Source organism: Nonomuraea cavernae (genome assembly GCF_014646355.1).
GTDB lineage: Bacteria > Actinomycetota > Actinomycetes > Streptosporangiales > Streptosporangiaceae > Nonomuraea > Nonomuraea cavernae.
In genome coordinates, this window is record NZ_BMNH01000001.1 from 196,615 (window position 1) to 221,686 (window position 25,072).

Consider the following 25,072-nt stretch of genomic DNA (forward strand, 5'->3'; position numbering starts at 1 on the left):
GCTCCTTGAGCGAGCGAATGCACTCGAACAGCGCGGTCGTCTCCGTCTCGCCGAGTGCGGCGGTCGGCTCGTCGAGGATGAGCAGCGAGGCGTCGAGCATGAGCGCCTTGGCGATCTCGACCTGCTGCTGGCCCGCGACGCTCAACTCGCGGACCGGCTGATTCATCCGGCCGGTGAACCCGACCTTGCGCAGCTGCTCCCGTGCCTGCCGGAGCATCGTCTTCGCGCTGAGGAACCCGGCCCGGGTGGGCCACCGGCCGACCGCGACGTTCTCGGCCACGGTCAGGTCGGGGAGCAGCCGCATCTCCTGATGAATCATGCCGATGCCCCGCATGATCGAATCGCGCGGCGTCGCGGGTGAATACGGTCGGCCTTGCCAGGTCATGGTGCCCGTGGTGGGCTGAATCGCACCGGCGATGATACCGGACAGGGTGGATTTTCCGGCGCCGTTCTCACCAAGAAGGGCGATCACCTCACCCGGCCGCGCCTCCAGGTCGATTCCATTCAGCGCGGTGGTGCCCGGGTACGACTTCGAGATGCCGCGAACCGTCAGAATCGGGCTCGGAGCGGGCTCGTTCATCACGGGTGGTTCGCAATGTATTCATCGACGTTCTCGCTGGTCGTCAGGATGCCCTTCTGCAGTTGCTCAGCGGGCACCTGCTCCTTCTTGATCAGCTTGAGCGCCGACTGGACGGCGAGCTTGCCCATGGCCGTCGTCTGCTGGGTGACGGTCGCGGCGAGCAGACCGCTCTTCACCGCCTCCAGGCCCGAGGGGTCACCGTCGAATCCGACGACGAGCATGTCCTTGCTGCCCGCGTTGCGCGCGGCCTGGGCCGCGCCGAGCGCGAGCCCGTCGGCCCGTCCGAAGATGATGTCGATGTTCGGGTGCGCCTGGAGGAGGTCCGTGGTGATCTGGTAGCCCTCGTCCTGAAGCCACGCCTTGGAAGCCTGCCGGGCGACTTCCTTGATCTTGCTGCCCTCGATGCCCTTCTTGAACCCCTCGTCACGCGCCTCCTCGGGCGTGGTGCCGAGCTGCCCCTGGATGATCGCGAGGTTGCTCTTGTCCTCGGCGTTCTTCACGACCCACTCGCCGAGTTCCTGCGCGGCGGCGACGCTGTCGGTGGCGATGAACGTGTCGCCGGGGGCGTCCTTGGGGTTGCGGTCGACCGTGACGACCGGGATGCCGGCCGACTTCGCGGCACGCACCGGAACCGTCGCCGCGGCGGCGCCCGCCGGGATGTAGATGAGGCCGTCTACTCCCCGGGTGATGAAGTCCTGGACCTGGCTGACCTGGTCGTCGGCGTCGTTCTTGGCGTCCGCGATCAGGACCTTCGCGTTCTCGCGCTTGGCCTCGTCCTCGACCCACTTGCGGATCGCCACGTAGAAGGGGGACTGCTGGTTGGGCACCGCGAGACCGATCGTGATCTCGCCCTCTTCGGCGCTGGTGCTCGACGCGCACGCGCCGAGCGTCGTGGACAGCAGGGCGGCGGTCATCAGCCCGACGAACAGCTTGACGGGCCTGCGTGCTTTGTACATGCGGGGGGTTCCTCTCCCAATGATTCCCGTGGGAACGTTCCAGATCTCTTGCCGTCCGGCGCTCATGCGCTTCGTTCCTTGCGGCGCCGGAGAACGTCGGTGAACACGGCGGCGGCGATGACGACGCCGATGATGACTTGCTGAAGAAACGGCGACACGCCGAGCAGGTTGAGTCCGTTGTGCATCACGCCGACGATGAGTACGCCGACGATCGTGCCGGTGATCCGGCCGACCCCGCCCGCGAGGCTGGCGCCTCCGATGACGACGGCGGCGATGACGTCGAGTTCGAGCCCTTCTCCCGCACTGGGCTGGGAGGAGTCGAGCCGGCTGGCCAGCACGATGGCCGCGAGTCCGGCGGTGAGGCCGGCCACGACGTACACCCAGGTCGTCACGGCCTTGACCTTGATGCCGGCCAGGCGGGCGACTTCGGGGTTGCCGCCGACCGCGTAGACCGAGCGGCCGCTCGGCCGATATTTCAGGATGGCCCACCCGATGACGTAGAGCACGATCAGTGCCATCAACGTGATCGAGAGGAAGCCGCCGTATCGGGTCGACGCCAGCGAGTAGAACCACTCGGGGTAGCCGGTGATCTGACGTCCGTCCGTGATCATGTTGGCCAGACCTCGGGCGACCGACATCATGGCAAGCGTCGCGATGAACGGCGGCAATCGCGTGAGTGTGACCGCGAGGCCGTTGACCAGCCCGGCCAGGCCGCCGACCGCCACACAGGCGATCATCGCGATCCACAGCGGCAGTCCGCCGTCATGGGAGAGCCAGCCGAGGACCATCACCGACAGGGCGAACACGGCGCCGACCGACAGGTCGATGCCGCCGGTGATGATGACCGCGGTGGCGCCCAGCGCGAGGATCCCGAGCACGGTCACCTGGTCGAGGATGTTGATCAGGTTGACGGGTTTGGCGAAGTTGGGGGCGAAGATCGCCATGATCACGACGAGTACGACCAGGCCCAGGAACGGGCCGCCCACTCCGTCGAAGATCCGCGCCAGGCCTTTGGCCGCGCCGCGCCGCGACCGTGTGCCGTCATCGGCGCGCGGGCCGGCGCTCGCGGGATTCTGGGTCATGGCCACTGCTGGCTCCAAGGGGGCGTACGGGTGTTCGGATGGTCCATGTCAGTCCATCGACATTCCGCCGTCGACGTTGATCGTCTGGCCGGTTATGTAGGTGGCGGCGTCGGAGGCGAGAAAGAGCAGGAGGTTGGCCACATCGGCCTCGGTGGCGGGGCGCTGCAGGGGGATGTCGCGGATCCACTCGGCCACGAGCTCGCCGGGCTGATAGTCACCGAGCTTGGATCCCCAGGCGCCGTCCAGGTAGCCCCACATGTCGGTCATGACGATGCCGGGGCAGTAGGCGTTGACCCGGATGCCGTCCTTGGCGAGCTCCTTGGCGAGGGACTGCGTCATGCCGACGACCCCGAACCTGCTGGCCGCGTAGTGCGGAGTGAAGATGAAGCCTTCCCTCGCCTGGGCGCTCGCGGCGTTGAGGATCACCCCGCCGCCGGCCTCGCGCAGCAGCGGGACGGCCTCGCGCGCCACGATGAAATGGCCGACCGTGTTGACGTCGAGGACGCGCTTGAACTCCTCGGTCGTCAGGTCGGTGAGCCGTTCGACGCTGATCACGCCCGCGTTGTTGATGAGGACGTCGATGCGCCCCCACTCCTCGGCCGCCACCGCGACGGCCGCCTTGACGGCCGCGTCGTCGGTGACGTCCGCCGTGCACGCGCGCGTGTCGAGCCCGTCGGCACGCATCAGCTTCGCCGTCTCGTGCACCTGATCATCGCGGTCGACCAGCAGCACCGCGGCTCCCGCCTCGGCGAAGGCACGGGAGATCGCGCGTCCCATGCCGTGGGCGGCGCCGGTCACCAGCACCTTCTTGCCGGCGAAGTGCCCGGCGAAGATGGTCGAGGCCTGTTCGTTCATGTGTCGATCTGCTTTCTGGGAATGGCGGGCTGGAATCGGGAGCGTTCGATCGCCGATCGCCACGTCTGACGGCGGGCGTCGGCGTCGGATCTCTCCATCAGGGGGTCGAACGGCGAGCGGTCCCGGGGAAGGCGAAGGCACTCGTCCGCCGTCCACAGCCCGCAACTGACGCCGGCCAGGTGGGCGGCCCCGGTGGCGGAGAGCTCGGCGATGTTGCTGCGCACCACGCGCCGCTGGCTCAGATCGGCCTGCACCTGCATGAGCCAGTCGTTCTGGCTGGGGCCGCCGTCGGCGAGCACCGTGTCGATCGGGGTGCCGAGCCGTTCTTCCACCGCGGCGAACAGGTCCTCGGTCTGCAACGCCACCGACTCGAACGCCGCGCGGGCCAGGTGTCCTGGGCCGGTGCCCAGCCCGAAGCCGCTGACCAGCCCCACCGCCGACTCGTCCCACCAGGGCGCGCCCAGACCGGCGAAGGCCGGTACGAGATCGACGCCCTGGGTGTCGGGGACGGACTGCGCGAGCGTGCTGAGCTGGGCCGGGTCGACTCCGAGGATCTTGGCGAGCCACAGCAGCGTGGCGCCGGTCGACAGGATCGTCCCCTCGAAGGCGAAGGCCGGCACGGGGTCGGCCCACGCGATGGTGGTGACCAGGCCGTCCAGGACGCGGGCGCCGGCCCGGTCGTCGACCTCGGCGAGGCCCATGATCGAGCTGCCACTGCCGTACGTCGCCTTCACCTGGCCGGGAGCACGCACCCCGTGGGCGTACAGGGCGGCGTGCGAGTCGCCGAGGATTCCGTGGATGCTCGTGCCCCGGGGAACGCCGGGGATGTCGATGAGCGCCGCCGTCGCCTCGGCCGACGCGGAGACGCGCGGCAGGCAGACGGGCGGGATGCGGAACAGGTCGAGCAGCTCGCCGTCCCAGGTCAGCGTCTCCAGGTTGAGCAGTTGGGTGCGACTGGCGTTGCCGATCTCGATGCGGTGCTCGCCGGTCAGCGTCCAGGTCAGCCAGGAGTCGATCGTGCCGAGCGCGATCTCGCCCCGGCGGGCCGCCTCGCGGTCGGGATCGACCTGGTCCAGCAGCCATTCGTACTTGAGCGCGGAGAACATGGGGTCGAGCGGGAGGCCCGTCTTCGCGCGGATTCTGGCGGCCCAGCCGGACTCCTCCAGCGGGCGTACCCGATCGGCTGTGCGCCGGTCCTGCCAGCCGAGGACCGGGCCGAGGGGCTCGCCCGTCCTACGGCTCCAGATGACGGCGGACTCGCGCTGGTTGGACAGGCCGATGCCGACGAGTTCGACGTCCACGGAGTCCAGGACGGTCACGAGCGCGGCGAGGACGCTCTCCCGGATCTCGTTCGCGTCCTGCTCGACCCAGCCGGGAGCGGGGTCGGCCCGGCCGATGCCGACCGAGGACCTGCCGAGGACCCTGCCGTCGGCGCCCACGACGACCGCCTTGCTGGAACTCGTCCCTTGATCGATGGCGGCGACCGCGGGGACACCTCTGGGCATGCTGGCGTCAGCCACGATGGTTTTCTCCTGCCGAATGTCACACGAACTGCGAAGGGGCAGCCGGCGACGCACGTCGCCACTGACCAGACACACAGGCTGCATATCTATTCAGTAATGAATGACTGGTCACTGCATCGTGGCAGCGAGCGGATAAGTGTGTCAACAGTCACGCGGGTAAAGACCTCACCTCTGGAACGAGAGGGAGTGAGAAGAGCCGCCCCGGTCCGCGCACGCCTCTGACCTGCCGATTTTGCCGATCATAGGATGACAGGATGATCGTGTCCGCGCGGCACCGCACACGTCTTTGTTCTTGGTCTTCGGCGATTTCGCAGTGGGCCCGGACAGTCACCAGATGGGGCGGAGCACAGCTGATCACGCACCAGATGAGAACGTGTCTAGCATCATGAGCATGAAATTCTTCAACCTTGACTGGGCTGATCGTGACGCGACCTGTTTCGTGTGCTCCACGTGCCGCCGCATCCATTTGTTCCATGTGTGATCGAGGCCACGAAGAGCCCGGACGTGGTGCCGATGAACCCTCAGCCGGGGCCCCCTTGACGAGCCCAGAGGATCTTCAGCGAGAGAATGAGATGGCTCTGCATGCCGTGCAGGCACTGCTGGGCCTCATTTCCTCGGATGTGATCGCAGTGGCCGTCCGCGTGGAGAAGGACCGCTTTGTATTGACCTTCTGGGTTCGTCGCCGAACGAGCGAGCTTGACGATGACATCGATCAGGTGGTCTTCGAACTGGACGCCATGTTCTCTGATGAACATCCGCTCATCGAGCCTGAAGTCCATGAGGGAACGCCTGATCCGACGATGTTGAATGCGTATGGTCGAATGGTTTATTGGGCGAAGTACACAGGTTGAATGCGTAGGGTCGGCCCCCTGTTCGGCCATCGGACACCTGGACATGACCAGCAGTGGCGTGGTGACATCTTTCCGTATTGGCGTCATACCCAAACGGTCATGGCTTGAGGAAGATGGACATCGCCGTACGTACCTCCCGATAGCAGATTCCGGTCTTCGGGAGGTACGTCATGCACCGCAGTGTCGCCCTGCTCTCCGCTGTCACGGTCGCCGTGGCAGGCGCCCTGGTCTCCACGGGCGCCGCCCAGGCCAGGGCAGGGAACGGGCTCGACCCCACGCCCGCCAGGTGGTCGGCCGCGGACTCCTGGTCGGAGCGCAGGACCGTGCTGTCGTACTGGACTCCACGGCGCATGCTGGCGGCGCAGCCGCTGGCCGCGCCCGCGCCCCGGCGCGCGACCCGGTCGAACACGCCGACCCAGGGCACTCCGTGGGCGACCCGGGGCGGCTCGGCGGGCACGGGCCAGGGCACGCCGTGGACGATCCGCCGCTCCTCGGCCGTCACCACCCGGCAGGCGGCCGGCACCGTTCAGCGACAGGCCGTGGTGCCCAACAGTCCCGGCCTGCGCTGGACCGACGGCGGGGCCGTCGTGCGCACCGCCGGACGGGTCTTCTTCACCACCGCGCAGGGCCGCAACTCCTCCTGTTCCGGAACGGCCGTGACCAGTGCCAACGAGAGCGTCGTGATGACCGCCGGGCACTGTGTGAAGCTGAACGGCGCCTTCCACCGCAACTGGGTGTTCGTCCCGGGCTTCGACAACGGCCGGCGTCCGTTCGGCACCTGGGTGGCCAGCAGGCTGCTGACCACCCAGCAGTGGAACGTTCGCGAGGACATCAACTTCGACGTCGCCGCCGCCGTGGTCGCGCCCCTGCAGGGCCGGACGCTGACCGATGTCGTGGGCGGGCAGGGGGTGGCGTTCAACCAGCCCAGGCAGCGGCAGATGTTCTCCTTCGGCTATCCGGCGGCGGCGCCCTTCGACGGCTCGGCGCTGATCTACTGCAGCGGGCGCGCGTTCGACGACACCGTCATGACCAGGGACCTGGGATTACGGTGCAACATGACCGGCGGGTCGAGCGGCGGCCCCTGGTTCCAGGGGTTCGACGAGTCCACCGGGCTCGGCTGGCTCAACTCCGTCAACAGCTTCAAGTACAACTTCGCCCCCGACTTCATGTTCGGCCCCTTCTTCGGCGACGAGGCGATGGCCGTCTACCAGGCCGCGCAGCGCACCAACGCGCTCTGACCCTCCCGGGTGGCGTCAGCTGGTGCTGATCCGGTGGCGGAAGACCCAGTAGGTCCAGCCCTGATAGATCAGCACCAGCGGCAGGAAGAACACCGCGACCCAGGTCATGATGCCGAGCGTCTTGTCCGTGGCCGCGGCGTTCTCGACGGTCAGGCTGTAGGCCGGGTTGATCGTCGAGGGCATGACGTTGGGATACATGACCGTGAACAGCCAGATCACGGTCATGCCGATGGCGACCGCCGAGAGCAGGAACGCCCAGCCCTGCCGTCGCCTGGCCAGGGCGCCGAGTCCGAGCACGAAGGAGAGGGCGACGACGGCGCCCAGGATCCAGGTGACGAGGTCGCCTCTGGTGAGCTGGGTCCAGACCAGGAAGGCCGCCCCGGCGACCGCGGCGACCGCGCCCGCCTTCAGGCCCACGGCCGCCGCCCGCCGGCTGATGTCGCCCTTGGTCTTCAGCGCCAGGAACACCGCGCCGTGCGTGACCGACAGCGTCAGCGTGGCCAGCCCGCCGAGCAGCGCGTAGGGGTTGAGCAGGTCCCAGAACGTGCCGACGTACTCGTGCCGGGAGTCGAGCTTCACCCCTCGCACGAGGTTGGCGAACGCGACCCCCCACAGCAGCGCGGGCACGAACGAGCCCACGACGATGGCCGCGTCCCAGCGCCGTTCCCACCTCTTGTCATCGTGCTTGGTGCGGTACTCGATCCCCACCCCGCGCACGATCAGCGCCAGCAGGATCAGCAGCAGCGGAATGTAGAAGCCGCTGAACAGCGAGGCGTACCACTCAGGGAAGGCGGCGAACGTGGCGCCTCCGGCGGTGATCAGCCACACCTCGTTGGCGTCCCAGACGGGGCCGATGGTGTTGAGCATCGTCTGGCGTTCGGCGTCGTTCCTGCCCACGACGGGCAGCAGCACGCCGACGCCGTAGTCGAAGCCTTCCAGGACGAAGTAACCGAGCCACAGGACGGCGATCGCCACGAACCAGACGGTGGTGAGCTCCATGATCTCTCCCGATGGGGCCTAGTAGGCGAACGACTCCTGGCCGGACTCGCCCGGCTCCTCGTCTTCGGGGGACGGCGGGGTCTTGCGGCCGTACTTGATCATGAGGCCGAGCTCCACCAGGGCCAGCGCGCCGTACAGGGCCGTGAAGACGATCAGCGAGGTGAGCACGGTGCCGCCGCCGACACTGGGCGAGACGCCGTCGGCGGTCTTCATCTGGCTGAACACGATCCACGGCTGCCTGGCCATCTCGGTGAAGATCCAGCCGAAGCTGTGGGCGAGGAAGGGCAGCGCGACCGACCAGACGGCGACGCTCCACATCCAGCCGCTGCCGCGGATCCCTCCCTTACGGGTCAGCCAGAGCACCGCGAGCGCCACCAGCGCCGCGAGCATCCCGAAGCCGATCATCAGCCGGAACCCCCAGTAGGCGACCGGGATGAAGGGGCGGTAGTCGCCGGGGCCGAACCTCTTCTGGTACTCGGCCTGGATGTCGTTGATGCCGTGGACCTTGCCGTCGAACGAGCCCGTGGCCAGCTGCGACAGCACGCCCGGGATCGTCACCTGGAAGACCGGCTCGGTGCCGGAGAGGGTGCCGATGGTGAACAGCGAGAACGGCGCCGGTTGCTCGGTCTGGTAGAGCGCCTCGGCGGCGGCCATCTTCATCGGCTGGGTCTGGGTCATCACCTTGCCGAGGACGTCGCCGGTGACGAGGGTGCCGAAGGCGCCCAGCACCACGACGACCGCGCCGAGCCGGAGGCAGGGGCGGAAGACGTCGAGGTCTCTCTTCCTGGCGACATGCCAGGCGGAGACCGCCATGAGGATCGCCCCGCCGGACAGCCAGCTGCCGACGATCGTGTGCGGGAAGGCGGCCAGCAGCACCTTGTTGGTCAGCACCTCGCCGAAGTCGACCAGCTCGGCCCGCCCGTCGACCTTGAAGCCGACCGGCCACTGCATGAACGAGTTGGCGGCCAGGATGAAGTAGGCGGACAACGTCGTGCCGATCGCGACCAGCCAGATGCAGGCCAGATGGACCAGTTTCGGCAGCCGATTCCAGCCGAAGAGCCACAGGCCGAGAAACGTCGACTCCAGGAAGAACGCCAGCAGCGCCTCCAGGGCGAGCGGGGCGCCGAAGATGTCGCCGACGAACCTGGAGTAGGAACTCCAGTTCATGCCGAACTGGAACTCCTGCACGATCCCCGTCACCACGCCCATGGCGAAATTGATCAGGAAGAGGGTGCCCCAGAACTTGGTGGCGCGCAGGTAGGCCACCTTGCCCGTACGCACCCAGACGGTGTTCAGGATGGCCACCAGCAGCGACAACCCGATCGTGACCGGCACGAACAGGAAGTGGTAGACCGTGGTGATCCCGAACTGCCAGCGCGCGAGGTCCAAGGGATCCATGCCGCCGACTCTATGTGTCTGATCACGCACGTATTGTCATGACACGCTGGTGGGCGAGCCCCGCACCAGGCAAGAGTCACCCAGGTCGAGCCCGGTCAGTGGAGCTGGATGCCGACGATGCAGGTGTCGTCGTCGGTGTCGGAGTTGTTGTGCGTGAGCAGGTAGTCGAGGCGGCGTTCCAGCGTCTCGGTCGAATGGCGTGCCGTGTGCAGGAGCTGCTCCTGCGAGTGCTGGAGGGCCTGGTCACGGCGTTCGATGAGGCCGTCGGTGTACATCAGGAGGATGTCGCCCGGCGTCAGCTGGATCTCGCCCTCCACGTAGTCGCTCTCGGAGATGGCGCCCAGCAGGATCCCGCGCAGCAGGTCGAGCTCCTCCGCGTCGCCCTGCCTGACCAGGATGGGCGGCAGGTGGCCGGCCCGTGCCCAGCGCAGGACGCGGGTCTCGGGGTCGTACAGGCCGAGGATCGCGGTGGCCGTCACGGTGTCGGTCAGGTAGTGCGCCACCAGGTTGAGCCAGGTCATGAGCTGGGCCGGCCCGGCGCCGGTGACGGCCAGTCCGCGCAGCGCGTTGCGCAGCACGACCATGACCGTGGCGGCCTTGATGCCGTGTCCGGCCACGTCGCCGACCGAGATCAGGATCTGCTTCGAGGGCAGCATGACGACGTCGTACCAGTCGCCGCCGACGAGGTGTTCCTTCTCGGCGGGGCGGTAGCGGACGGCGATGTTCAGGCCGGAGATCTCGATCGGCTCCCGGCTCGCGGGCATGATCGCGTGCTGGAGCCGGAGGGCCAGCCGGTTCTGCTCGGCGACCTGCTGCTCGGTCTCGGCGAGCTGGTCCCGGGTGGCGGCGAGCGCGACCTCCGTCCAGTGCTGGGAGGAGATGTCCTGGTACGCGCCTCGAACGGCGACCAGCCGGTTGTCGGCGTCGAAGACGGGCTCGGCGACGACCCTGATCTGCCGGGTGATGCCGTCGGGCCGCTGGAGCCGGAACGCGGTGGAGGCCGATCGCCGGTGGTGCAGCACCGTCGCCAGGAACCGGCCGATGGCCACTCCGTCGTCCGGGTGGGCGTGGTCGGCGAGCCGGTCGAGCGGGATGGGCTGCTCGCCGCTCTCCATGCCGTACAGAGCGTAGAGCTGGCCGTTCCAGGTGATCTCTCCGGTCAGCGTGTTCTCCTCGAACCCGCCGATCCGGCCCAGGCGCTGCGCGTGCTGCAGGATGCTGGCCAGCCTGGCGGCCTCGTCCTGGATACGCCAGATGAGCAGCACGTTGTCGCCGTGCCGGGTGATGCTGATGCCGGCGACGCTCGGCAGCGGCACCTGGTCGACCAGCGCGGTGAGCATCATCTGCTCCGAGCGGAACGGCTCACCGGTGGCGTGCACGTACTCGATCTTGGTGAACAGGCCGTCGTCCACGGCGGCCAGCGGATACGCCTCCAGCAGCAGCGAGCCGGTGACGACGCTGCGCGGCCGGCCGGCCGGGTCGACGAAGTGGCTGTTGGTGTGGTGGACCCGGAAGTCGGTGAGCCGGCCGTCGGCGTCGAGGTGCGGGCGGAGCACCAGCGCCGGGTCGGGCAGCGCGTCGGCCAGGTCGATGAGCTCGGGCAGGACGCGCGGCTCGTGCTCCTGCCGCATGGGCGTGTCGAGGGTGTGCGCGCACAGCTCCGCGAGCGCCTCGATCTGCTTGCGGATCTGCGGCGGCTGGGGCGGCAGCGGGTGCGGCCAGGCGATCTCCAGGACGCCCATCACCCGCCCGCCGGTGCCCGCCGGCACGGTGACCCGGCCGCCGGCGGTCTCGCGCTGCCCGATCGAGGGCAGACCACCGTCGCCGATCCCCTCCATCCACACGGCCTGCCGCTCCACCAGCGCGCGACGGGCCGGCGTGACCACGCCCGGCGGCACGTACCGCCACCGCCGGGCCTCCTCCTCGCTGAAGCCCGCGTAGCCCACCAGCGTGAACGAGGCGTCCGGCCCGGCCTCCCACACGGCGACGGCGGTCGCGCCGAGCGGCGCCAGGGCGTGCTCCAGCAGGGACTCCGCGACCGCCTGCGTGTCGGGCGCCTTCAGCGCGCCGCTCTCGGCGGCCCGCAGCCGGATCGCCACGTCCGACGCCCCGGGCGTCGCGGTCCCGGCCTCGGCGGCGGTCAGGAACTCGCGCACCACCTCGCTGATGCGGTCCTGGGCGGCCTGGTTGATGATGTCGGCGGCCAGTTCGAGCTGCGTCACCCCGGCCTGCTCGGCCAGCGTGGCGAGCTGCTGGGCGGCCTTGGCGACGCCGCAGCGCAGCCGCTCGATGAGCACGCCCTTGGCGAGCTCGATCAGGGCGCGGCCCTCGGCGGCGTGCTGGGCCTCCTCGATCTCCCTGCGCAGCCGCTGGATGGTGGCCGCGAGCCGGCTGACGTTGGTGTCGGCCGGCGCCTCGGTGAGCTGGTACGCGAGCAGCGCGGAGTCCACCGGCTGCTGAGGGATGTTCACGGTGTGCGGCTCCTCGCGGGCGATACGGCGACCTGTGACATCCCGGACTACGCGCTCATCCAGTGACGGATGCAGGTGATGAGCTGGTCGGCGTCGACGGGTTTGGTCACGTAGTCGCTGGCTCCCGCGGCCAGGCTCTTCTCCTGGTCTCCGGGCATGGCCTTGGCGGTGACCGTGATGATCGGCAGATCCGCGTACTCGGGCATCTCGCGGATCTTCATGGTCGCGGTGTAGCCGTCCATCTCCGGCATCATCACGTCCATCAGCACCAGGTCGATGTCCGGGTGCGCGAGGAGCGCGTCTATGCCCATACGGCCGTTCTCGGCGTGCCGTACGCGCAGCCCGTGGATCTCCAGCATGCTGGTGATCGCGAACAGGTTGCGCGCGTCGTCGTCGACGACCAGCACCGTACGCCCGGTGAGTGACCCGTCGACCTCGGCCTCCGGAGCCGCCACCTCGACGCTCTCGGCCCTGAGCAGCGGCAGGACGTCGCCCGGCTGGTCGGCCGACAGGTGCAGCGCGATGCGCTCGCGCAGCTCGTCCAGGCCGGAGAGCAGTTCGAGCGGCTGGCTCGCGGCCCGTGCCTGCAAATCGGCCTCGTACTGCGGGTGCGCCCGCCGGTTGTGGTAGGCGAGCACCGGCACCGTGCGCAGCGCCGGATCGCCGTCCATCGCCTCCAGCAGCCGGTAGGCCGCCTGCTCGGGCATGTCCAGGTCGAGCACGATGCAGTGGCACGGCTCGGCGGCCAGCGTGGCGGCCGCCTCCTCTCCCTCCGCGGTGACGATCTCGATGGACTTGTCCCGGTCGGGCGACAGCTCCGTCACCACGCTCTCGGCGACCAGCGACAGCAGCCCGCGGGGCCGGTGCTCGATCACCAGCAGCCGCCGCTGCTGCGGCGCCGGCCGTGGCGGGGCGGGCTCGTGCGTCTCGTCCTGCCCGTCCGCCGTGTCGGCGGACTCGGCGGTGGCGGGCTTGGTGGAGCCCTCCGCGAAGTCGGGCCGCGCGATGGGCAGGTACAGGGTGAACTCGCTGCCCTGGCCCGGCGTGCTCCGCGCGGTGATGGCGCCGCCCAGCAGGTAGGCGATCTCGCGGCTGATCGACAGCCCCAGGCCGGTGCCGCCGTACTTGCGGCTGGTGGTGCCGTCGGCCTGCTGGAACGCCCCGAAGATCACTTCGAGTTGCTGCTCGGGGATGCCGATGCCGGTGTCGATCACCCGGAAGGCGACGGCCGCGCCGTGCGGGCGTACGGACACCGGCAGCTCGGACAGGGCGGCCGGCTCGATGCGCAGCTCGACGCTGCCCGTCTCGGTGAACTTGACCGCGTTGGACAGCAGGTTGCGCAGCACCTGCCGCAGCCGCGAGTCGTCGGTGACCACGTCGACCGGGACGCCGCTCGCGGTGGTGATGCGGAAGTCGAGGTTCTTCTGCGTGGTCATCGGCTGGAAGGTGGCCTCGACGTACTCCAGCAGGTGGCGCAGCGACACCCGTTCGGGGTTGATGTCCATCTTGCCGGCCTCGACCTTGGACAGGTCGAGGATGTCGTTGATCAGCTGCAGCAGGTCGGAGCCGGCCGAGTGGATGATGCCGGCGTACTCGACCTGCTTCGGGGTGAGGTTGCGGGTGTGGTTCTGGGCGAGCAGCTGGGCCAGGATGAGCAGCGAGTTGAGCGGGGTGCGCAGCTCGTGGCTCATGTTGGCGAGGAACTCGCTCTTGTACTTGGAGGCGATCGAGAGCTGCTGCGCGCGGTCCTCCAGCTCCTGGCGGGCCTGCTCTATCTCCAGGTTCTTGGCCTCGATGTCCTGGTTCTGGCTGGCCAGCAGCCTGGCCTTCTCCTCCAGCTCGGCGTTGGAGTGCTGCAGCTCCTCCTGCTGGTTCTGCAGCTCCTCGGAGCGGGCCTGCAGCTCGGCGGTCAGCCGCTGCGACTCGACCAGCAGCTCGTCGGTACGCGCGTTGGCGACGATCGTGTTGAGGTTGACCCCGATGGTCTCCATCAGCTGGTCCAGGAACGCCCGGTGCACCGGCGTGAACACGTACACCGAGGCCAGCTCGATCACCCCGAGCACCTGCTCCTCGACCACGATCGGCAGCACGACGACCGAGGCGGGCTGGGTGCGGCCGAGGCCGGAGGCGACCGTGATGTAGCCGGCCGGGATGTCGGTCATCGCGATGGTCTGGTGGCTGCGGGCGGCCTGGCCCACGAGCGTCTCGCCCATCCTGAACCGGGTGGGCCGGTCGGGGTCGGCGGGGTAGCCGTAGGCGCTGATCAGCTCCAGCTCCGACTCCTCGGCCAGGAAGAACGCTCCGTACTGCGCGGAGACCAGCGGCGCCAGGTCGTTGAGCACCAGCTCGGCGACGGTGGCCAGGTCGCGGTGCCCCTGCATCAGCCCCGAGATGCGGGCCAGATTGGACTTCAGCCAGTCCTGTTCCTCGTTGGCCAGGGTGGTCTCGCGCAGCGACTTGACCATCGAGTTGATGTTGTCCTTGAGGTCGGCCAGCTCGCCCTCGGCGTCCACCGTGATGGAGCGGGTCAGGTCGCCGGAGGTGACGGCGCTGGTCACCTTGGCGATGGCGCGGACCTGGCGGGTGAGGTTGCCGGCCAGCTCGTTGACGTTCTCCGTGAGCCGCTTCCAGGTGCCGGAGACGCCCTCGACCTCGGCCTGGCCGCCCAGCCTGCCCTCGCTGCCCACCTCGCGCGCCACGCGGGTCACCTCGGCGGCGAACGAGGAGAGCTGGTCGACCATCGTGTTGATCGTGGTCTTCAGCTCCAGGATCTCGCCGCGCGCGTCGACGTCGATCTTGCGGGTCAGGTCGCCCTTGGCGACGGCCGTGGTGACCTGGGCGATGCTGCGCACCTGGTTGGTCAGGTTGTCGGCCATCGAGTTGACGTTGTCGGTGAGGTTCTTCCAGGTGCCGGACACGCCCCGGACCGTGGCCTGGCCGCCCAGGTTGCCCTCGGTGCCCACCTCGCGGGCGACCCTGGTCACCTCGTCGGCGAACGCCGAGAGCTGGTCGACCATCGTGTTGATGGTCTCCTTCAGCTCCATGATCTCGCCGCGCGCGTCGACCCGGATCTTCTGCGTCAGGTCGCCCTTGGCGACGGCCGTGGTGACCTGGGCGATGCTGCGCACCTGGGCGGTGAGGTTGTCGGCCATGACGTTCACCGACTCCGTCAGCGCCTTCCAGGTGCCGGAGACGCCCTTGACGTCGGCCTGGCCGCCGAGCCGCCCGTCGGTGCCCACCTCGCGGGCCACCCTGGTCACCTCGTCGGCGAACGACGACAGCTGGTCGACCATGGTGTTCAGGGTGTTCTTCAGCTCCAGGATCTCGCCCCGCGCCGAGACGGTGATCTTCTGCGACAGGTCGCCCTTGGCCACCGCGGTCGCCACCTGCGAGATGTTGCGCACCTGGCCGGTCAGGTTGCTGGCCATGAAGTTCACCGAGTCGGTGAGGTCGCGCCAGGTGCCCGCCACGCCCTTGACGTCGGCCTGGCCGCCGAGCTGACCCTCGGTGCCCACCTCGCGGGCCACCCGGGTGACCTCGGCGGCGAACGAGGAGAGCTGGTCGACCATCGTGTTGACGGTGTTCTTCAGCTCCAGGATCTCGCCCCGCGCGTCCACGGTGATCTTCTGCGACAGGTCGCCCTTGGCCACCGCCGTGGTCACCTGGGCGATGCTGCGCACCTGGCCGGTCAGGTTGCCCGCCATGGCGTTGACCGACTCGGTCAGGTCCTTCCAGGTGCCCGACACCGACGGCACGTCGGCCTGGCCGCCGAGCTGACCCTCGGTGCCCACCTCGCGCGCGACGCGGGTGACCTCGGAGGTGAACAGCGACAGCTGGTCGACCATCCCGTTGAACACGGACGCGATCTCGCCCAGCAGTCCGTCGGCGTCGGCCGGCAGCCGCGTCCGGAAGTCTCCGTCGCGGACCGCCGTCAGCCCGGCCAGCAGCTGCCGCAGCTCCGCCTCACCGACCCCGGTGCCGTTGGGGGTGGAACGTGCGCTGTCAGCCATGGTTTTCCCAGGTCCTTTCATTCGCCAGGGCCACCACAGAGACCAGCGGCGGAGTCCTCAGACTATGCGAACACAGATCATAGGTGCGCAGATCGGGAGCTTTTGAAGACCGCCCGAAACGTGCGCCCGACATTATGACCACCGCGCGGGGCCTGATGGAGGGTTTCCTCCTTGACCGTCCTGACCGGCGTCGTCGCTCTCGCGCCCGGGGTCAGGGGCCGGTGAGGCGGCGCTCGCCGGTGGTGGTGATGACGTAGACCTGCCAGTTGTAGTAGGCGTAGAAGTGCCGGGCGTCGCGCTTGATCTGACGGGCGTGCAACTGGATGGCGTTCACGTACGCCCGCGACGGGTTGTAGGCGTGCAGCGCGCGCCGGTAGTCGCCGGGCGCGCCGGTCGCCCGCAGGTAGTTGGCGGCGGCCATCACGGCGTCGCGCACGTTCTGGATGTCGCCGCCCATCCCGTACGCCCTCCAGGTGGCGGGCATGAACTGCATGGGCCCCTGGGCGCCGGCATGGCTCGCCGAGCGCACCCTGCCGAACTTGGTCTCGGCGAACATCACCGCCGCCAGCACCTCCCACTCCACCCCGAAGCGGCGCTCGGCCTTCTTGAAGTGGCCGAGCAGCGTGCCCGCCGGCAACGGGTCCTGGACCTTGAACGTGGCCGAGCCCTTGATGGGGTGGGCCAGGGAGAGCAGCTCGCGGATGGCGGCCGTGTTGTCCCTGGCCTGGGCCGCCCGCTCGGCGGGCAGCCGGGCGAAGGCCCGGTCGGCCACCTTGGGATGGCGGGCGGCGTAGCGGTAGATCCGCTGCTGGTGGAGGGCGAGGAGCTCGACCTCCTCCGGTGGCGGACCCTTCGGCGCCTTCCCGGCCGTCCAGGCGTCGATGGCCTCGTCGAGCCGCCTGGACGTCCGCTCCAGGGCCGCCGCCAGCTTCGCGGCGTCGCCGGGGATCTTGGCGTCGGGAGCCGGCAGGTCCGGTGATCGGGTCGCGGTGGGCGCGGGTGATCGCGTCGGGGTGGACACGGGTGACGGCGCGGTGTCCGCCGTACGCGCTGGACCGGGATCGCCGCACCCCGCGGCGGCCAGGAGGACGGCGACCACCACCGCGGCGAGGGGCCTGACACGCGTGCGGCGCCGGTCACCGGACCGGATGATCCCCGGGCGTTCTCCCATAGCGGGCCAACCTACCCGCATCGGGGTGTGAAAGGGCGTCACGGTGGTAGCCCCTCAGCGAGAGCGATAACACGGACATAGGGGACATCATGCGTCTGACCGACGAGGAGATCGACACCGCGCTGGCAGCCCTGGAAGGGTGGCACCGGGAGGACAACGCCCTGGTCAGGGACATCTCCATCACGCCTGACAGCTATCGATGGCTGAGCGAGGCGGTGATGAACGAGGCGAACGCGCTCGACCACCACCCCGAGATCGAGCGCACGCCCGACGGCATCCGGTTCCGGCTGTGGACGCACAGCGAGGACGGAGTGACGGCCAAGGACGTCGAACTGGCCGCGCACATCGACCACGTCATCGACGGCGCGGCCCGCGATCGAGGCTGACGCCGACGCGATCCATGCCGGGGGCACGCGTCACGGCGGAAGCATGCGCGGGATTCGTCCGGTTCGGTAGCTTACGTAACCGACGTCTTCCACAGAAGGGACCCAGCGCGTGCTCGACGACGCCGGCCTCCAGGCGCTTCGTGAGGCAGCGCGCCTGTCCCCCGACAACCTCCCCCTGCGGCGGCACCTCGCCGGGCTGTTGCTGGAGAAGGGATACCTCGCTGAGGCGGAGACCGAATACCGCGCCGCGCTCATGCTCGCGCCCAGGGATGTGGACGTCACGGCCGGGCTGGCGGAGGCGTTCGTCCGGCAGAACGCCCACGGCTCCGCGCTGGCGGCGCTGGAGCCGTTCCTGGCCTCGCCCGGCTACCCGCCCCGGCTGGGTGTGATCGCGGCACGGGCGCTGCTCGGCGAGGGCGACATGGGCGGCGCGGCCTACCGCTATCACGAAGCGGTCTCCCGCGATCCGTCCGTCGGCGACCCGGACCTGGCCGCCCGGCTGGTGGTGCCGCCCCTTCAGGCACCGGCGGCGCCGTCCCACGGAGTGTCCGCTCCCGCCGCATCGCCGTACGGAACGCCGGCGCCGCATTCCGGGGCGCCGGGTGGTGGGCCGGATGGTGGAGCGGTGGAGCGGTCGGGGGTCACGTTCGCGGACGTGGCCGGGATGGAGGCGGTCAAGGAGGCGTTGCGGGTCAAGCTGCTGCTGCCGCTCCAGCAGCCGGAGCTGTTCGCGGCGTTCGGCAAGCGGGCCGGTGGCGGGGTGCTGTTGTACGGGCCGCCGGGGACGGGCAAGACCCACCTGGCCAGGGCGGCCGCCGGAGAGCTGGGCGCGTCGTTCGTCAACGTGGGGCTGGCCGACATCCTGGACATGTACGTCGGCTCCAGCGAGCGCAACCTGCGGGCCACGTTCGAGCTGGCCCGGCGCAGCCGCCCGTGCGTGCTGTTCTTCGACGAGGTCGACGCGCTGGCCGCGCGCCGCTCCGACATGCGCCAGGCGCACAACCGGCAGTTGGTCAACCAGTTCCTGGCCGAGCTCGACGGCGTGGACCAGAGCGCCAACGAGGGCGTGCTGGTCCTGGCGGCCACCAACGTCCCCTGGTACATCGACGTCGCCTTCCGCCGTCCGGGACGGCTGGACCAGCCGGTGTTCGTGCCGCCGCCCGACGCCGCGGCGCGCGCGGCCATCCTGCGCATCCTGTGCCGCGACAAGCCGCTGGCCGAGATGGACTTCGACGCGGTGGCACGGATCACCGAGCACTTCGTCGGCGCGGACCTGAAGGGCGTGGTGGACCGGGCGGTGGAGGCCAAGCTCCACCAGTCGATCAGCGCGGGCCGTCCCATCCCGCTGACGACGGCCGACCTGGTGGCCGCCGCGAGGAGCACCAAGCCCACGGCGGTGCGCGAGTGGATGTCCACCGCGCGCAACTACGTGATGCACGCCAACGAATCGGGGGCCTGGGACGAGCTGATGCCCTGGATCAAGGGCAACAAGTGGTGATCGCCGCTGATGCGATCGAGCGGGCCCGCGCCCTGCTGGAGCTGCGCCGGCCCGCCGAGGCCGAGCGCGAGCTGCGGGGGATGCTCGCCCGGCAGCCGGAGCACCCCGGGGCGCATTCCTTACTGGCCCTCGCCCTGTCCGCGCAGGGCAGCACGGCCGAAGCGATCGCCGAGGCGTCCGAGGGGGTACGACTCGCGCCCGAGCACTGGCTCACGCACTACCTGGCCGGACAGGTCTACTGCCGTGCCCGCCTGGCCGACCAGGCGATAGCCGCCCTCCAGGCGTCGCTGGCCCTGTCTCCCGACGAGGCGTCGAGCTGGGAGCTCCTGGCCCGCGCGCACGTGCTCAAAGCCCAGTGGCACCAGGTGGCCGATGCGGCGCGACGCGGCCTGGCGATCGATCCGCAGCAGTCGGGCCTGACGAGCCTGCTGGCGCTGGCCCTCACCATGCTCGGCGAGAGGGAACCGGCCAGGGCCGCCGCCGCGCAGGCCGTACGGCTGGATCCGGAGAACGCCGGCGCTCACCACGTGTACGGCACCGTGGCGCTGGCCGCAGGCGATCCCCGCCGGGCGGCCGACGCCTTCCGGGAGGTGCTCCGCCTGGATCCCGGCTTCGACCAGGCCAGGGACCTGCTCGTCACCGCCCTGAAGCAGCGCAACCCCGTCTATCGGGTGCTGGATCCGCTGCGGGCCCGGTTCCGTGGCGGCTGGTGGCTGCTGTTCCTGCTGCCCGTCGCGCCGCCCGTCATCGCGGTGTTCGTGCTCGTCGCGGTGCTGCACTGGGCGGCATGGGTCACCGAGTCGTGGACCACGCTGCGCCTGGCCCGAGCCAGGGCCACCCGGTTGCTCTTCGAGGGCGTCGAGGCCCGGGTGGCCGTGCTCTGCTGTGCGCTGCTGGTCGCGGGCGCGGCGCTGCTCGGGCTGGGGATCGCGCTCGGGAGCGAGGTCGTCGCCACCGTCGGTGTGGCCGTGATGGCGCTGATCACCGCCGTCCAGGAGACCGCGCACACGGGCTCGCCCCGAGGGCGGGCGATCCTGTACGGCTGGACCGGCCTGCTCGCCCTGGCCGTCGCCGCGGCGGCGCCGCTGAACTCGATGGGCACCGCACTGCTGAGCGTCTATGCCGGACTGGCCACGATCTGGGTGGCGGCGGGCGTTCGGCGGGTGCTCCCGGCGCCCGCCTGAGCCCAGGGTGACGGTCAGAGGTTGGAGTGGAGGGTCTTCCAGGTGCCGGCGTACAGGCAGATGTCCGACGGCTTGCCCGCCCTGCGCTCGTTGCAGACCTTGAGCTCCACCAGGGCCACGTTGCGGTCGGTGAAGGAGAAGGGCTTCGGCGTGCCGTAGGAGCAGTCGAGGTAGCTGCGGTGCTTGAACGGCACGCTGCCGTCGGACTTGAGGTAGGTGACGCGGAAGACGGCCCAGCCGCAGCCGCCGCCACGGGTCAGGTCGGTGACCTTCCCCTTGACCTTGACGGTGCTGATGTTGGGGATCGTCTGCTTGTTCAGCTGGGAACTGGTCAGGGTGCCCTTGGCCACGGCCCGCTTGCCGGGCGCGTACCTCGGCCCCCAGGGGGTCGGCGCGCTCTGCTCGGTCATGGTCGGGGTCGTGGTGGGGGCGGTGAGGACGGTGGCGGCCGAGGCGGCGGTGGCGGTGCCCGCGGCGGTCGCTGCCAGGAGCGCTCCGGTGGCGACGGCGATCGTGATCGTACGGCTGGCCTTCATGGGGGTTCCTCTCTCTCTTGACGAGAGTGTGGAACACGCCGCTTTCAAGCCAATTGATGCCCGCCGTACCTTGAATAACCTTCGCGGGTATTGCCGCCATTTGACCTGCACGGACGTCGAAAATCGGCCTCGTCATTCCGGGGTGGCCCACACCGTCAGTGTTTGGGCGGGCCCGCCGATGCGACTCCAGGCTCCGGTGTCGCGGGACCAGCGGAGGATCTCCGAGCGATCTCTGGTCAGGACGTACGCCTCCCGCCGCCCGACCCACACCTCCGCGCCCGCTGAGCCGATGTCCCGCCAGTTCTGAATCGTGGCGTCGGTCCCCGGCTCCGTGAGGAAGCGCAACCGCTCGCCCGACAGATCGGTGGAGAACAGCCCGGCGACGCCTCCGTACAGGTCGCCGGCCGGGCCCGCCGCGTAGATCCAGGGCAGTCCCGGGCCCTGGTGCTCGTCCGCGAGCCAGCGATTGACCATGGCGCGTTCCGGGGTGAGGCCGTACAGGTGCCTGCCGGTGAGCGCGAACGAGGCGCCCGCGGTCCGACCGGGTCCCAGTGGCCTGGGCGGCCCAGGTATCGGAAGATCCGGCCGTCGTTCGGGTTGGTCGCGAACAGGCCCGGGGCACCGCCGTACAACCGCACCGCCGGGCCGCCGATCCGGGTCCAGGACCCGCCTCGCCCGTCCCAGATGTCGACGGCCTGACGGTCGGCGGTCAGCCGGTAGACGTGTGAGCCGCTGATCGCGAAGTCGGCGGCAGGCTCGCTGACGGGGGTCCAGCGGCCGCCCCGCCCTTCGTACCGGTAGAGCCGGTCGTCCGTCCTGGTCGCGAACAGGCCCGCGGGGCCGGACCAGAGCCGCTTCGCGGCGTCGCCGATTCTCGTCCATCCGGTCGCGTCTTCGCCGTTCCACTGGAAGACGCCGCGGCCATCCGGGCCGGCGGCGTACACGCCGGTGCCCGCGCTCGGCACGGCCATCGCGGCGCCGCCGGCCTCGGGGGCGACGGGCGCGCTCGCCACTCCGTCCACGTCCGCCGGGCCCCACCCGGCCAGCAGGACGAGCGCGGCGAGGAGCACGACTGCGACCCCACCGCCGACGTACGTCAGGCGTGGGCGGCGTCTCACCGTGGACGCCGCACCAGGGTTCGCGGCCGGTGCCCGGGCGGACTCCGGTGCCCGGGCGGACTCCGGTGCCCGGGCGGACTCTGGTGCTGGTTCCAGGTCCGGTGAGGGTTCCGCGCCCAGTGGGGGTTCGCGGTCCGGTGGGGGTTCCGCGCCCGGTGGGGGTTCGCGGTCCCGTGCGGGTTCGCGGTCCCGTGCGGGGTTCGTCGCCGAGCCCGCCTCAAGGGCTGCCGCGTGCAGCCGCAGGGCCGTCTCCAGGCGTACCTGACGGGTGCGTTCGTCCGGCGTGCGGTCCTGCACCAACCGCCGCAGCAACTCCAGCGGGATGATCTTCTGGCCGGAACGGTACTCGCCCCAGAGCGTCTTGCCCACGTGGTAACGCCCGGCGAGCTCGCGCACGGTCACGCCGCCGGTCAGCGACAACACGAACTCCGCCAGGGCGTTCGCCTGCTCCGTGCTCCCCCTCGCCCTGCCCTGTGGCCTGCCCGCCCTGCGGGGCATCGCAGGCGTGTCCCGCTGCTCCTCCACGGAATGAGGACAGCAGAACAATTGTCCGCGGACAACTCATTGTCCGCATTTCACCAGCGATTGCGCGCCGAGCGGTTCCGGACAACCGCCGTGGCCGTCAGCCTCGGAAACACCGGGCGATCACCGTCCGAGCCCGGATCCAGCCGCGAATCCGTCACGCAGGAGGACACCCATGGTCAGTGGAGTCATGGCACGACTCACCTCAGCGGCCTTGCTCGCAACCGCCCTCAGCGCACTGCCGGCCTCCGCGTCCGCCGAGACGAACGGGTACACCCCTGAACAGGTGTGCGGCAGCGGCTTCGGCAGGGTGGCGGGCGGCACCCAGCCGGTGACCGACCATCTCGGCATCGTCCGGGGCCATGTCCACCTGCTCCACAGCGTGCGTACCGATCAGTACTGCGTCGTCACCATCAAGTCGAGCTTCGTGGGGCAGCTCACGCCGACCAGGGCGGCCCTCGTCCGCAGAGGCTTCTTCAGAAGCCACTCCACCTTCCCGGACGAGGGCAACTTCAGGTACTACGCAGGTCCGGTGAAGGTACAGGTCAAGGGCGGTTGTTTCGCCTTCGACGGGCGCATCGACAACGTTCCCGACAATAGGCGCATGGCAGGTGTCCAGATCCGCGCCTACGGCGGCTCGAAGGGCTTCGATCACTGCGGCGGACACCGCGAAGCTCGCAGGGGCTCCAGCTAGGCGCACTGAGAAGTCAGGATCGGGCCTCACTCGCCCAGGGGCAGTGAGGCTCGATCAGGGACCATCCTTCGAGTCGTCGCGGCCGGACGAAGGCGAGGTGTCGTCGGGGGTGCCGTCGCGTTCGTCCCTGAGCTCCTCGGCGAAGCCGCGGGCCCACGCCAGCCGGTCCTCCTCGGACATGTCGAAGTAGCCCTTAGGCGGCTGCGCATGAACCTTCCGGCTCTTCCTAAAGAAAGCCACCGGCACCTCCCGTATCGATGGTGGTCCCCGCTCTGACATCGTAAATCGCGATCTGATCGGTCTCCCGGGCCAGCCTGACCGCGGCGGCGCGGTTCCGGACGTTGCGCGAGGGCTCCAGCCAGAGTTTTCCGTCCTCGATCCAGCCGCCCAGATAGATGTCGCGGTCGTTCTCGAACAGCGACCGCCTGCGCATGAGGTAGTCGTCGATGGCCGCGGCCGAGGCGTCCAGGTCGTCGAGGAGGCTCGCGGGGTGCTGGACGGTGTGGCCGGTGAGCGCGACCATGTAGCCGTCGTCGGGCGGCCGGCGGGTGTGCGGCGACCAGGTGAACCCGCCGCGTTCCCTGGCGTCCCTGAGAAAGCCGCGCGGGGTGATCTCCTCACGCTTCCGGGCCCGCCGGAAGAACCGCCCCGCCCGCCGTCCGAAGAAGCCGCCGACGAGCCTGGCCGCCTTGCCGCCCCTAACCATGCCCGGCGCCTCCGGTCCGGGCGCGCTCAGCCAAGGAGGACCGTCGCCGTACGGTTGAACAGCGCGTTCAGCGCCATCGCGGTGAACTTCCGGTACACCGGGATCAGCAGGGCGGAGCCGGGCCCGGCGAGGAGCGCCTGGATGACCTGGGCGAGCAGCGTGCAGAGCAGCACGATCACGGTGATCTTCAGGGCCAGGACGAGTCCCGCGCAGGCGAAGAGGCAGGCGCCCACGACGTACGCGCCGGTCGCTCCGTCGGTGAGGATCGCGTGGGGCGCGTCGTCCTCGGCCCAGGCCCCGGTGAACGCCTCGACCGACGACCCCGTGTTGACGGCCGACACCCGCAGCGCCGCGTCGTTCGCCTGCCGTGCCACCGTCCCCGCGTCCCCGCCGAACCGGAGCCACAGCAGGCCCGCGGCGTAGAGCTTCTCCTCGTCGACCACGGGCCACAGGAAGCCGAGGTCGTAGAGCAACCCGGACAGCTGGTCCGGAATCTGGAGTCCCATGCGTCACGCCCTCAGGGAGTCGATGCTCTGCTCGGTCGATCGCTCCTGGACGCGGAAGGTCACGCGCATCGCGTCGAGCGTGTTCCCGTCCTGGGCGAGGGCGTCCAAGGCGGTTTGGAGGGACTCGAACGCGGCATGGTGGATGGCCTCGTAAGCCTCGCCGATCAGCGCGCTGATGTCGTCGGCGCCGCCCAGCGGCCCCAGGGCCTCGATCGACGTGGCCAGCGCCTCGATGCGTGTTCCCAGCTCGGTGGCCGAAGCGCGCAGCCCGTCGCCTCCGTCCCGCAGGCTGGAGTGGTGGATGCCGAGCTCCGGGGGTATCGTGCTCATCGCGCCTCGACCCGGGCGAGCGCGTCCTCTACGGCCTTGGCGAAGACGTCGAGGCGGAGCACGGCCTCGTCCTGGATCCGGCGCAGGTGCGCCGCCGGATCACCCTCCCCTGGAGGGGCGGGCACCGCGTGCAGTTCGTCGAGGGCCGCGTTGACCGCGAGCACGATCTGTTCGCCGAGCGTCTCGGAGCCCAGCTTCATCGCGCGAGGGTCGATGCGCACGGCCGCCAGCCGCCCTCCCGTCACCACGGTGGCGCGCACCCTGCCGTCGTCAGCCGTGCCCTCCGCGCGAGCCGGGGCCTCCCGGTCCGGCTCCCCCGTGGATTTCAGCGCGCGCAGCGCGGCCCCCACCAGGTTGTCGAAGCCCTGTGTTTCCAGATTGGTGTCCAACCGCCCTCCCAGCCGGGTTCACGTGCAGCCCAAGATCGTCGGGAGGACAGTATATCCATGTATTTTTGG

The 25,072-nt window shown here is 69.7% G+C and carries 23 protein-coding genes; 6 read left to right on the forward strand and 17 right to left on the reverse strand.

Translation table 11 applies throughout. The features are described from left to right. From IEY82_RS38815 to IEY82_RS00975, 5 genes are all read right to left on the reverse strand, one after another. The coding region (locus tag IEY82_RS38815) for an ATP-binding cassette domain-containing protein (protein WP_229697513.1) at nucleotides 1-580 on the reverse strand (580 nt) is incomplete at its 3' end. Next, nucleotides 580-1,536, reverse strand: coding sequence for a substrate-binding domain-containing protein (locus IEY82_RS00960; RefSeq protein WP_189122008.1), 957 nt, complete (start codon nucleotides 1,534-1,536; stop codon nucleotides 580-582). The genes IEY82_RS00960 and IEY82_RS38815, both read right to left, overlap by 1 nt. 62 nt (nucleotides 1,537-1,598) lie before the next feature. Then, a complete protein-coding gene (locus IEY82_RS00965; RefSeq protein ID WP_225261929.1) occupies nucleotides 1,599-2,618 on the reverse strand; it encodes an ABC transporter permease in 1,020 nt (339 codons plus the stop codon). A 48-nt stretch (nucleotides 2,619-2,666) separates the two neighbouring features. Further along, nucleotides 2,667-3,473 (reverse strand): SDR family NAD(P)-dependent oxidoreductase, encoded by an 807-nt coding sequence (locus IEY82_RS00970; RefSeq protein ID WP_189122010.1) that lies wholly within the window; start codon nucleotides 3,471-3,473, stop codon nucleotides 2,667-2,669. Beyond that, nucleotides 3,470-4,993, reverse strand: coding sequence for an FGGY family carbohydrate kinase (locus IEY82_RS00975; protein WP_225261930.1), 1,524 nt, complete (start codon nucleotides 4,991-4,993; stop codon nucleotides 3,470-3,472). Before IEY82_RS00975 ends, IEY82_RS00970 begins: the two co-directional genes overlap by 4 nt. A 575-nt stretch (nucleotides 4,994-5,568) precedes the next feature. On the opposite strand from IEY82_RS00975, the gene IEY82_RS00980 reads away from it, so the two are divergent. After that, a complete protein-coding gene (locus tag IEY82_RS00980; RefSeq protein ID WP_189122011.1) occupies nucleotides 5,569-5,847 on the forward strand; it encodes a MafI2 family immunity protein in 279 nt (92 codons plus the stop codon). Between the two features lie 170 nt (nucleotides 5,848-6,017). Continuing rightward, complete coding sequence (locus IEY82_RS00985; protein WP_189122012.1) at nucleotides 6,018-7,085, forward strand: trypsin-like serine peptidase; 1,068 nt, start codon at nucleotides 6,018-6,020, stop codon at nucleotides 7,083-7,085. Between the two features lie 15 nt (nucleotides 7,086-7,100). Here IEY82_RS00985 and cydB read toward each other — a convergent pair whose 3' ends face one another. The 5 genes from cydB to IEY82_RS01010 form a co-directional block, all read right to left on the reverse strand. Next, nucleotides 7,101-8,084 carry a cytochrome d ubiquinol oxidase subunit II gene (cydB, locus tag IEY82_RS00990; protein ID WP_189122013.1) on the reverse strand — a complete coding sequence of 328 codons (984 nt, stop codon included), beginning with the start codon at nucleotides 8,082-8,084 and terminating at the stop codon, nucleotides 7,101-7,103. An 18-nt stretch (nucleotides 8,085-8,102) separates the two neighbouring features. Continuing rightward, nucleotides 8,103-9,482: a cytochrome ubiquinol oxidase subunit I gene (locus IEY82_RS00995; RefSeq protein ID WP_189122014.1), complete on the reverse strand. Its 1,380-nt coding sequence runs from the start codon at nucleotides 9,480-9,482 to the stop codon at nucleotides 8,103-8,105. 95 nt (nucleotides 9,483-9,577) lie between these two features. Then, nucleotides 9,578-11,953 (reverse strand): SpoIIE family protein phosphatase, encoded by a 2,376-nt coding sequence (locus IEY82_RS01000; RefSeq protein ID WP_189122015.1) that lies wholly within the window; start codon nucleotides 11,951-11,953, stop codon nucleotides 9,578-9,580. 47 nt (nucleotides 11,954-12,000) lie between these two features. Continuing rightward, nucleotides 12,001-15,963, reverse strand: a complete 3,963-nt coding sequence (locus IEY82_RS01005; protein ID WP_189122016.1) for a HAMP domain-containing hybrid sensor histidine kinase/response regulator — start codon at nucleotides 15,961-15,963, stop codon at nucleotides 12,001-12,003. Nucleotides 15,964-16,174: 211 nt separating this feature from the next. Further along, nucleotides 16,175-17,134, reverse strand: coding sequence for a lytic transglycosylase domain-containing protein (locus IEY82_RS01010; protein WP_189122017.1), 960 nt, complete (start codon nucleotides 17,132-17,134; stop codon nucleotides 16,175-16,177). 89 nt (nucleotides 17,135-17,223) lie between these two features. Here IEY82_RS01010 and IEY82_RS01015 point away from each other — a divergent pair, with 89 nt between their 5' ends. From IEY82_RS01015 to IEY82_RS01025, 3 genes are all read left to right on the forward strand, one after another. Further along, the gene (locus IEY82_RS01015) at nucleotides 17,224-17,520 is read left to right on the forward strand and encodes a 4a-hydroxytetrahydrobiopterin dehydratase (RefSeq protein ID WP_189122018.1); all 297 of its coding nucleotides are present in this window, start codon (nucleotides 17,224-17,226) and stop codon (nucleotides 17,518-17,520) included. A 109-nt stretch (nucleotides 17,521-17,629) separates the two neighbouring features. Further along, on the forward strand, nucleotides 17,630-19,018 hold the full coding sequence (locus tag IEY82_RS01020; protein ID WP_189122019.1) for an ATP-binding protein: 1,389 nt from the start codon (nucleotides 17,630-17,632) through the stop codon (nucleotides 19,016-19,018). After that, nucleotides 19,015-20,202 (forward strand): tetratricopeptide repeat protein, encoded by a 1,188-nt coding sequence (locus IEY82_RS01025; protein ID WP_189122020.1) that lies wholly within the window; start codon nucleotides 19,015-19,017, stop codon nucleotides 20,200-20,202. The genes IEY82_RS01020 and IEY82_RS01025 overlap by 4 nt, the downstream gene beginning before the upstream one ends. Before the next feature lie 14 nt (nucleotides 20,203-20,216). Here IEY82_RS01025 and IEY82_RS01030 read toward each other — a convergent pair whose 3' ends face one another. Both IEY82_RS01030 and IEY82_RS01035 read right to left on the reverse strand, forming a co-directional pair. Next, a complete protein-coding gene (locus IEY82_RS01030) occupies nucleotides 20,217-20,738 on the reverse strand; it encodes a hypothetical protein (RefSeq protein ID WP_189122021.1) in 522 nt (173 codons plus the stop codon). A 132-nt stretch (nucleotides 20,739-20,870) separates the two neighbouring features. Continuing rightward, a complete protein-coding gene (locus IEY82_RS01035; RefSeq protein WP_189122022.1) occupies nucleotides 20,871-21,212 on the reverse strand; it encodes a hypothetical protein in 342 nt (113 codons plus the stop codon). 1,356 nt (nucleotides 21,213-22,568) lie between these two features. On the opposite strand from IEY82_RS01035, the gene IEY82_RS01040 reads away from it, so the two are divergent. Beyond that, nucleotides 22,569-23,072 (forward strand): hypothetical protein, encoded by a 504-nt coding sequence (locus IEY82_RS01040; RefSeq protein ID WP_229697514.1) that lies wholly within the window; start codon nucleotides 22,569-22,571, stop codon nucleotides 23,070-23,072. A gap of 54 nt (nucleotides 23,073-23,126) precedes the next feature. Here IEY82_RS01040 and IEY82_RS39765 read toward each other — a convergent pair whose 3' ends face one another. The 5 genes from IEY82_RS39765 to IEY82_RS01060 are packed head-to-tail and all read right to left on the reverse strand — an operon-like array spanning nucleotide 23,127 to nucleotide 25,003. Then, a complete protein-coding gene (locus IEY82_RS39765; RefSeq protein ID WP_263647435.1) occupies nucleotides 23,127-23,252 on the reverse strand; it encodes a hypothetical protein in 126 nt (41 codons plus the stop codon). A 46-nt stretch (nucleotides 23,253-23,298) separates the two neighbouring features. After that, a complete protein-coding gene (locus IEY82_RS01045; RefSeq protein ID WP_189122024.1) occupies nucleotides 23,299-23,778 on the reverse strand; it encodes a hypothetical protein in 480 nt (159 codons plus the stop codon). A 26-nt stretch (nucleotides 23,779-23,804) separates the two neighbouring features. After that, nucleotides 23,805-24,284, reverse strand: coding sequence for a hypothetical protein (locus IEY82_RS01050; RefSeq protein ID WP_189122025.1), 480 nt, complete (start codon nucleotides 24,282-24,284; stop codon nucleotides 23,805-23,807). Between the two features lie 3 nt (nucleotides 24,285-24,287). Further along, nucleotides 24,288-24,614, reverse strand: a complete 327-nt coding sequence (locus IEY82_RS01055) for a hypothetical protein (RefSeq protein WP_189122026.1) — start codon at nucleotides 24,612-24,614, stop codon at nucleotides 24,288-24,290. After that, nucleotides 24,611-25,003: a YbaB/EbfC family nucleoid-associated protein gene (locus IEY82_RS01060; protein ID WP_225261932.1), complete on the reverse strand. Its 393-nt coding sequence runs from the start codon at nucleotides 25,001-25,003 to the stop codon at nucleotides 24,611-24,613. The genes IEY82_RS01055 and IEY82_RS01060 overlap by 4 nt, the downstream gene beginning before the upstream one ends. Nucleotides 25,004-25,072 lie beyond the last annotated feature (69 nt).

Bases quoted from the DNA above. Each gene is read 5' to 3' on its own strand.
- IEY82_RS01005 (WP_189122016.1), bottom strand. From the start codon at position 15,963: ATGGCTGACAGCGCACGTTCCACCCCCAACGGCACCGGGGTCGGTGAG.
- IEY82_RS00980 (WP_189122011.1), top strand. From the start codon at position 5,569: ATGGCTCTGCATGCCGTGCAGGCACTGCTGGGCCTCATTTCCTCGGAT.
- IEY82_RS00970 (WP_189122010.1), bottom strand. From the start codon at position 3,473: ATGAACGAACAGGCCTCGACCATCTTCGCCGGGCACTTCGCCGGCAAG.
- IEY82_RS01030 (WP_189122021.1), bottom strand. From the start codon at position 20,738: ATGAAGGCCAGCCGTACGATCACGATCGCCGTCGCCACCGGAGCGCTC.
- IEY82_RS01010 (WP_189122017.1), bottom strand. From the start codon at position 17,134: ATGGGAGAACGCCCGGGGATCATCCGGTCCGGTGACCGGCGCCGCACG.
- IEY82_RS00965 (WP_225261929.1), bottom strand. From the start codon at position 2,618: ATGACCCAGAATCCCGCGAGCGCCGGCCCGCGCGCCGATGACGGCACA.
- IEY82_RS01050 (WP_189122025.1), bottom strand. From the start codon at position 24,284: ATGGGACTCCAGATTCCGGACCAGCTGTCCGGGTTGCTCTACGACCTC.
- IEY82_RS01035 (WP_189122022.1), bottom strand. From the start codon at position 21,212: ATGGTCAATCGCTGGCTCGCGGACGAGCACCAGGGCCCGGGACTGCCC.
- IEY82_RS39765 (WP_263647435.1), bottom strand. From the start codon at position 23,252: ATGTCCGAGGAGGACCGGCTGGCGTGGGCCCGCGGCTTCGCCGAGGAG.
- IEY82_RS01045 (WP_189122024.1), bottom strand. From the start codon at position 23,778: ATGGTTAGGGGCGGCAAGGCGGCCAGGCTCGTCGGCGGCTTCTTCGGA.
- IEY82_RS01055 (WP_189122026.1), bottom strand. From the start codon at position 24,614: ATGAGCACGATACCCCCGGAGCTCGGCATCCACCACTCCAGCCTGCGG.
- cydB (WP_189122013.1), bottom strand. From the start codon at position 8,084: ATGGAGCTCACCACCGTCTGGTTCGTGGCGATCGCCGTCCTGTGGCTC.
- IEY82_RS00960 (WP_189122008.1), bottom strand. From the start codon at position 1,536: ATGTACAAAGCACGCAGGCCCGTCAAGCTGTTCGTCGGGCTGATGACC.
- IEY82_RS01040 (WP_229697514.1), top strand. From the start codon at position 22,569: ATGGCACGACTCACCTCAGCGGCCTTGCTCGCAACCGCCCTCAGCGCA.
- IEY82_RS00985 (WP_189122012.1), top strand. From the start codon at position 6,018: ATGCACCGCAGTGTCGCCCTGCTCTCCGCTGTCACGGTCGCCGTGGCA.
- IEY82_RS01015 (WP_189122018.1), top strand. From the start codon at position 17,224: ATGCGTCTGACCGACGAGGAGATCGACACCGCGCTGGCAGCCCTGGAA.
- IEY82_RS00995 (WP_189122014.1), bottom strand. From the start codon at position 9,482: ATGGATCCCTTGGACCTCGCGCGCTGGCAGTTCGGGATCACCACGGTC.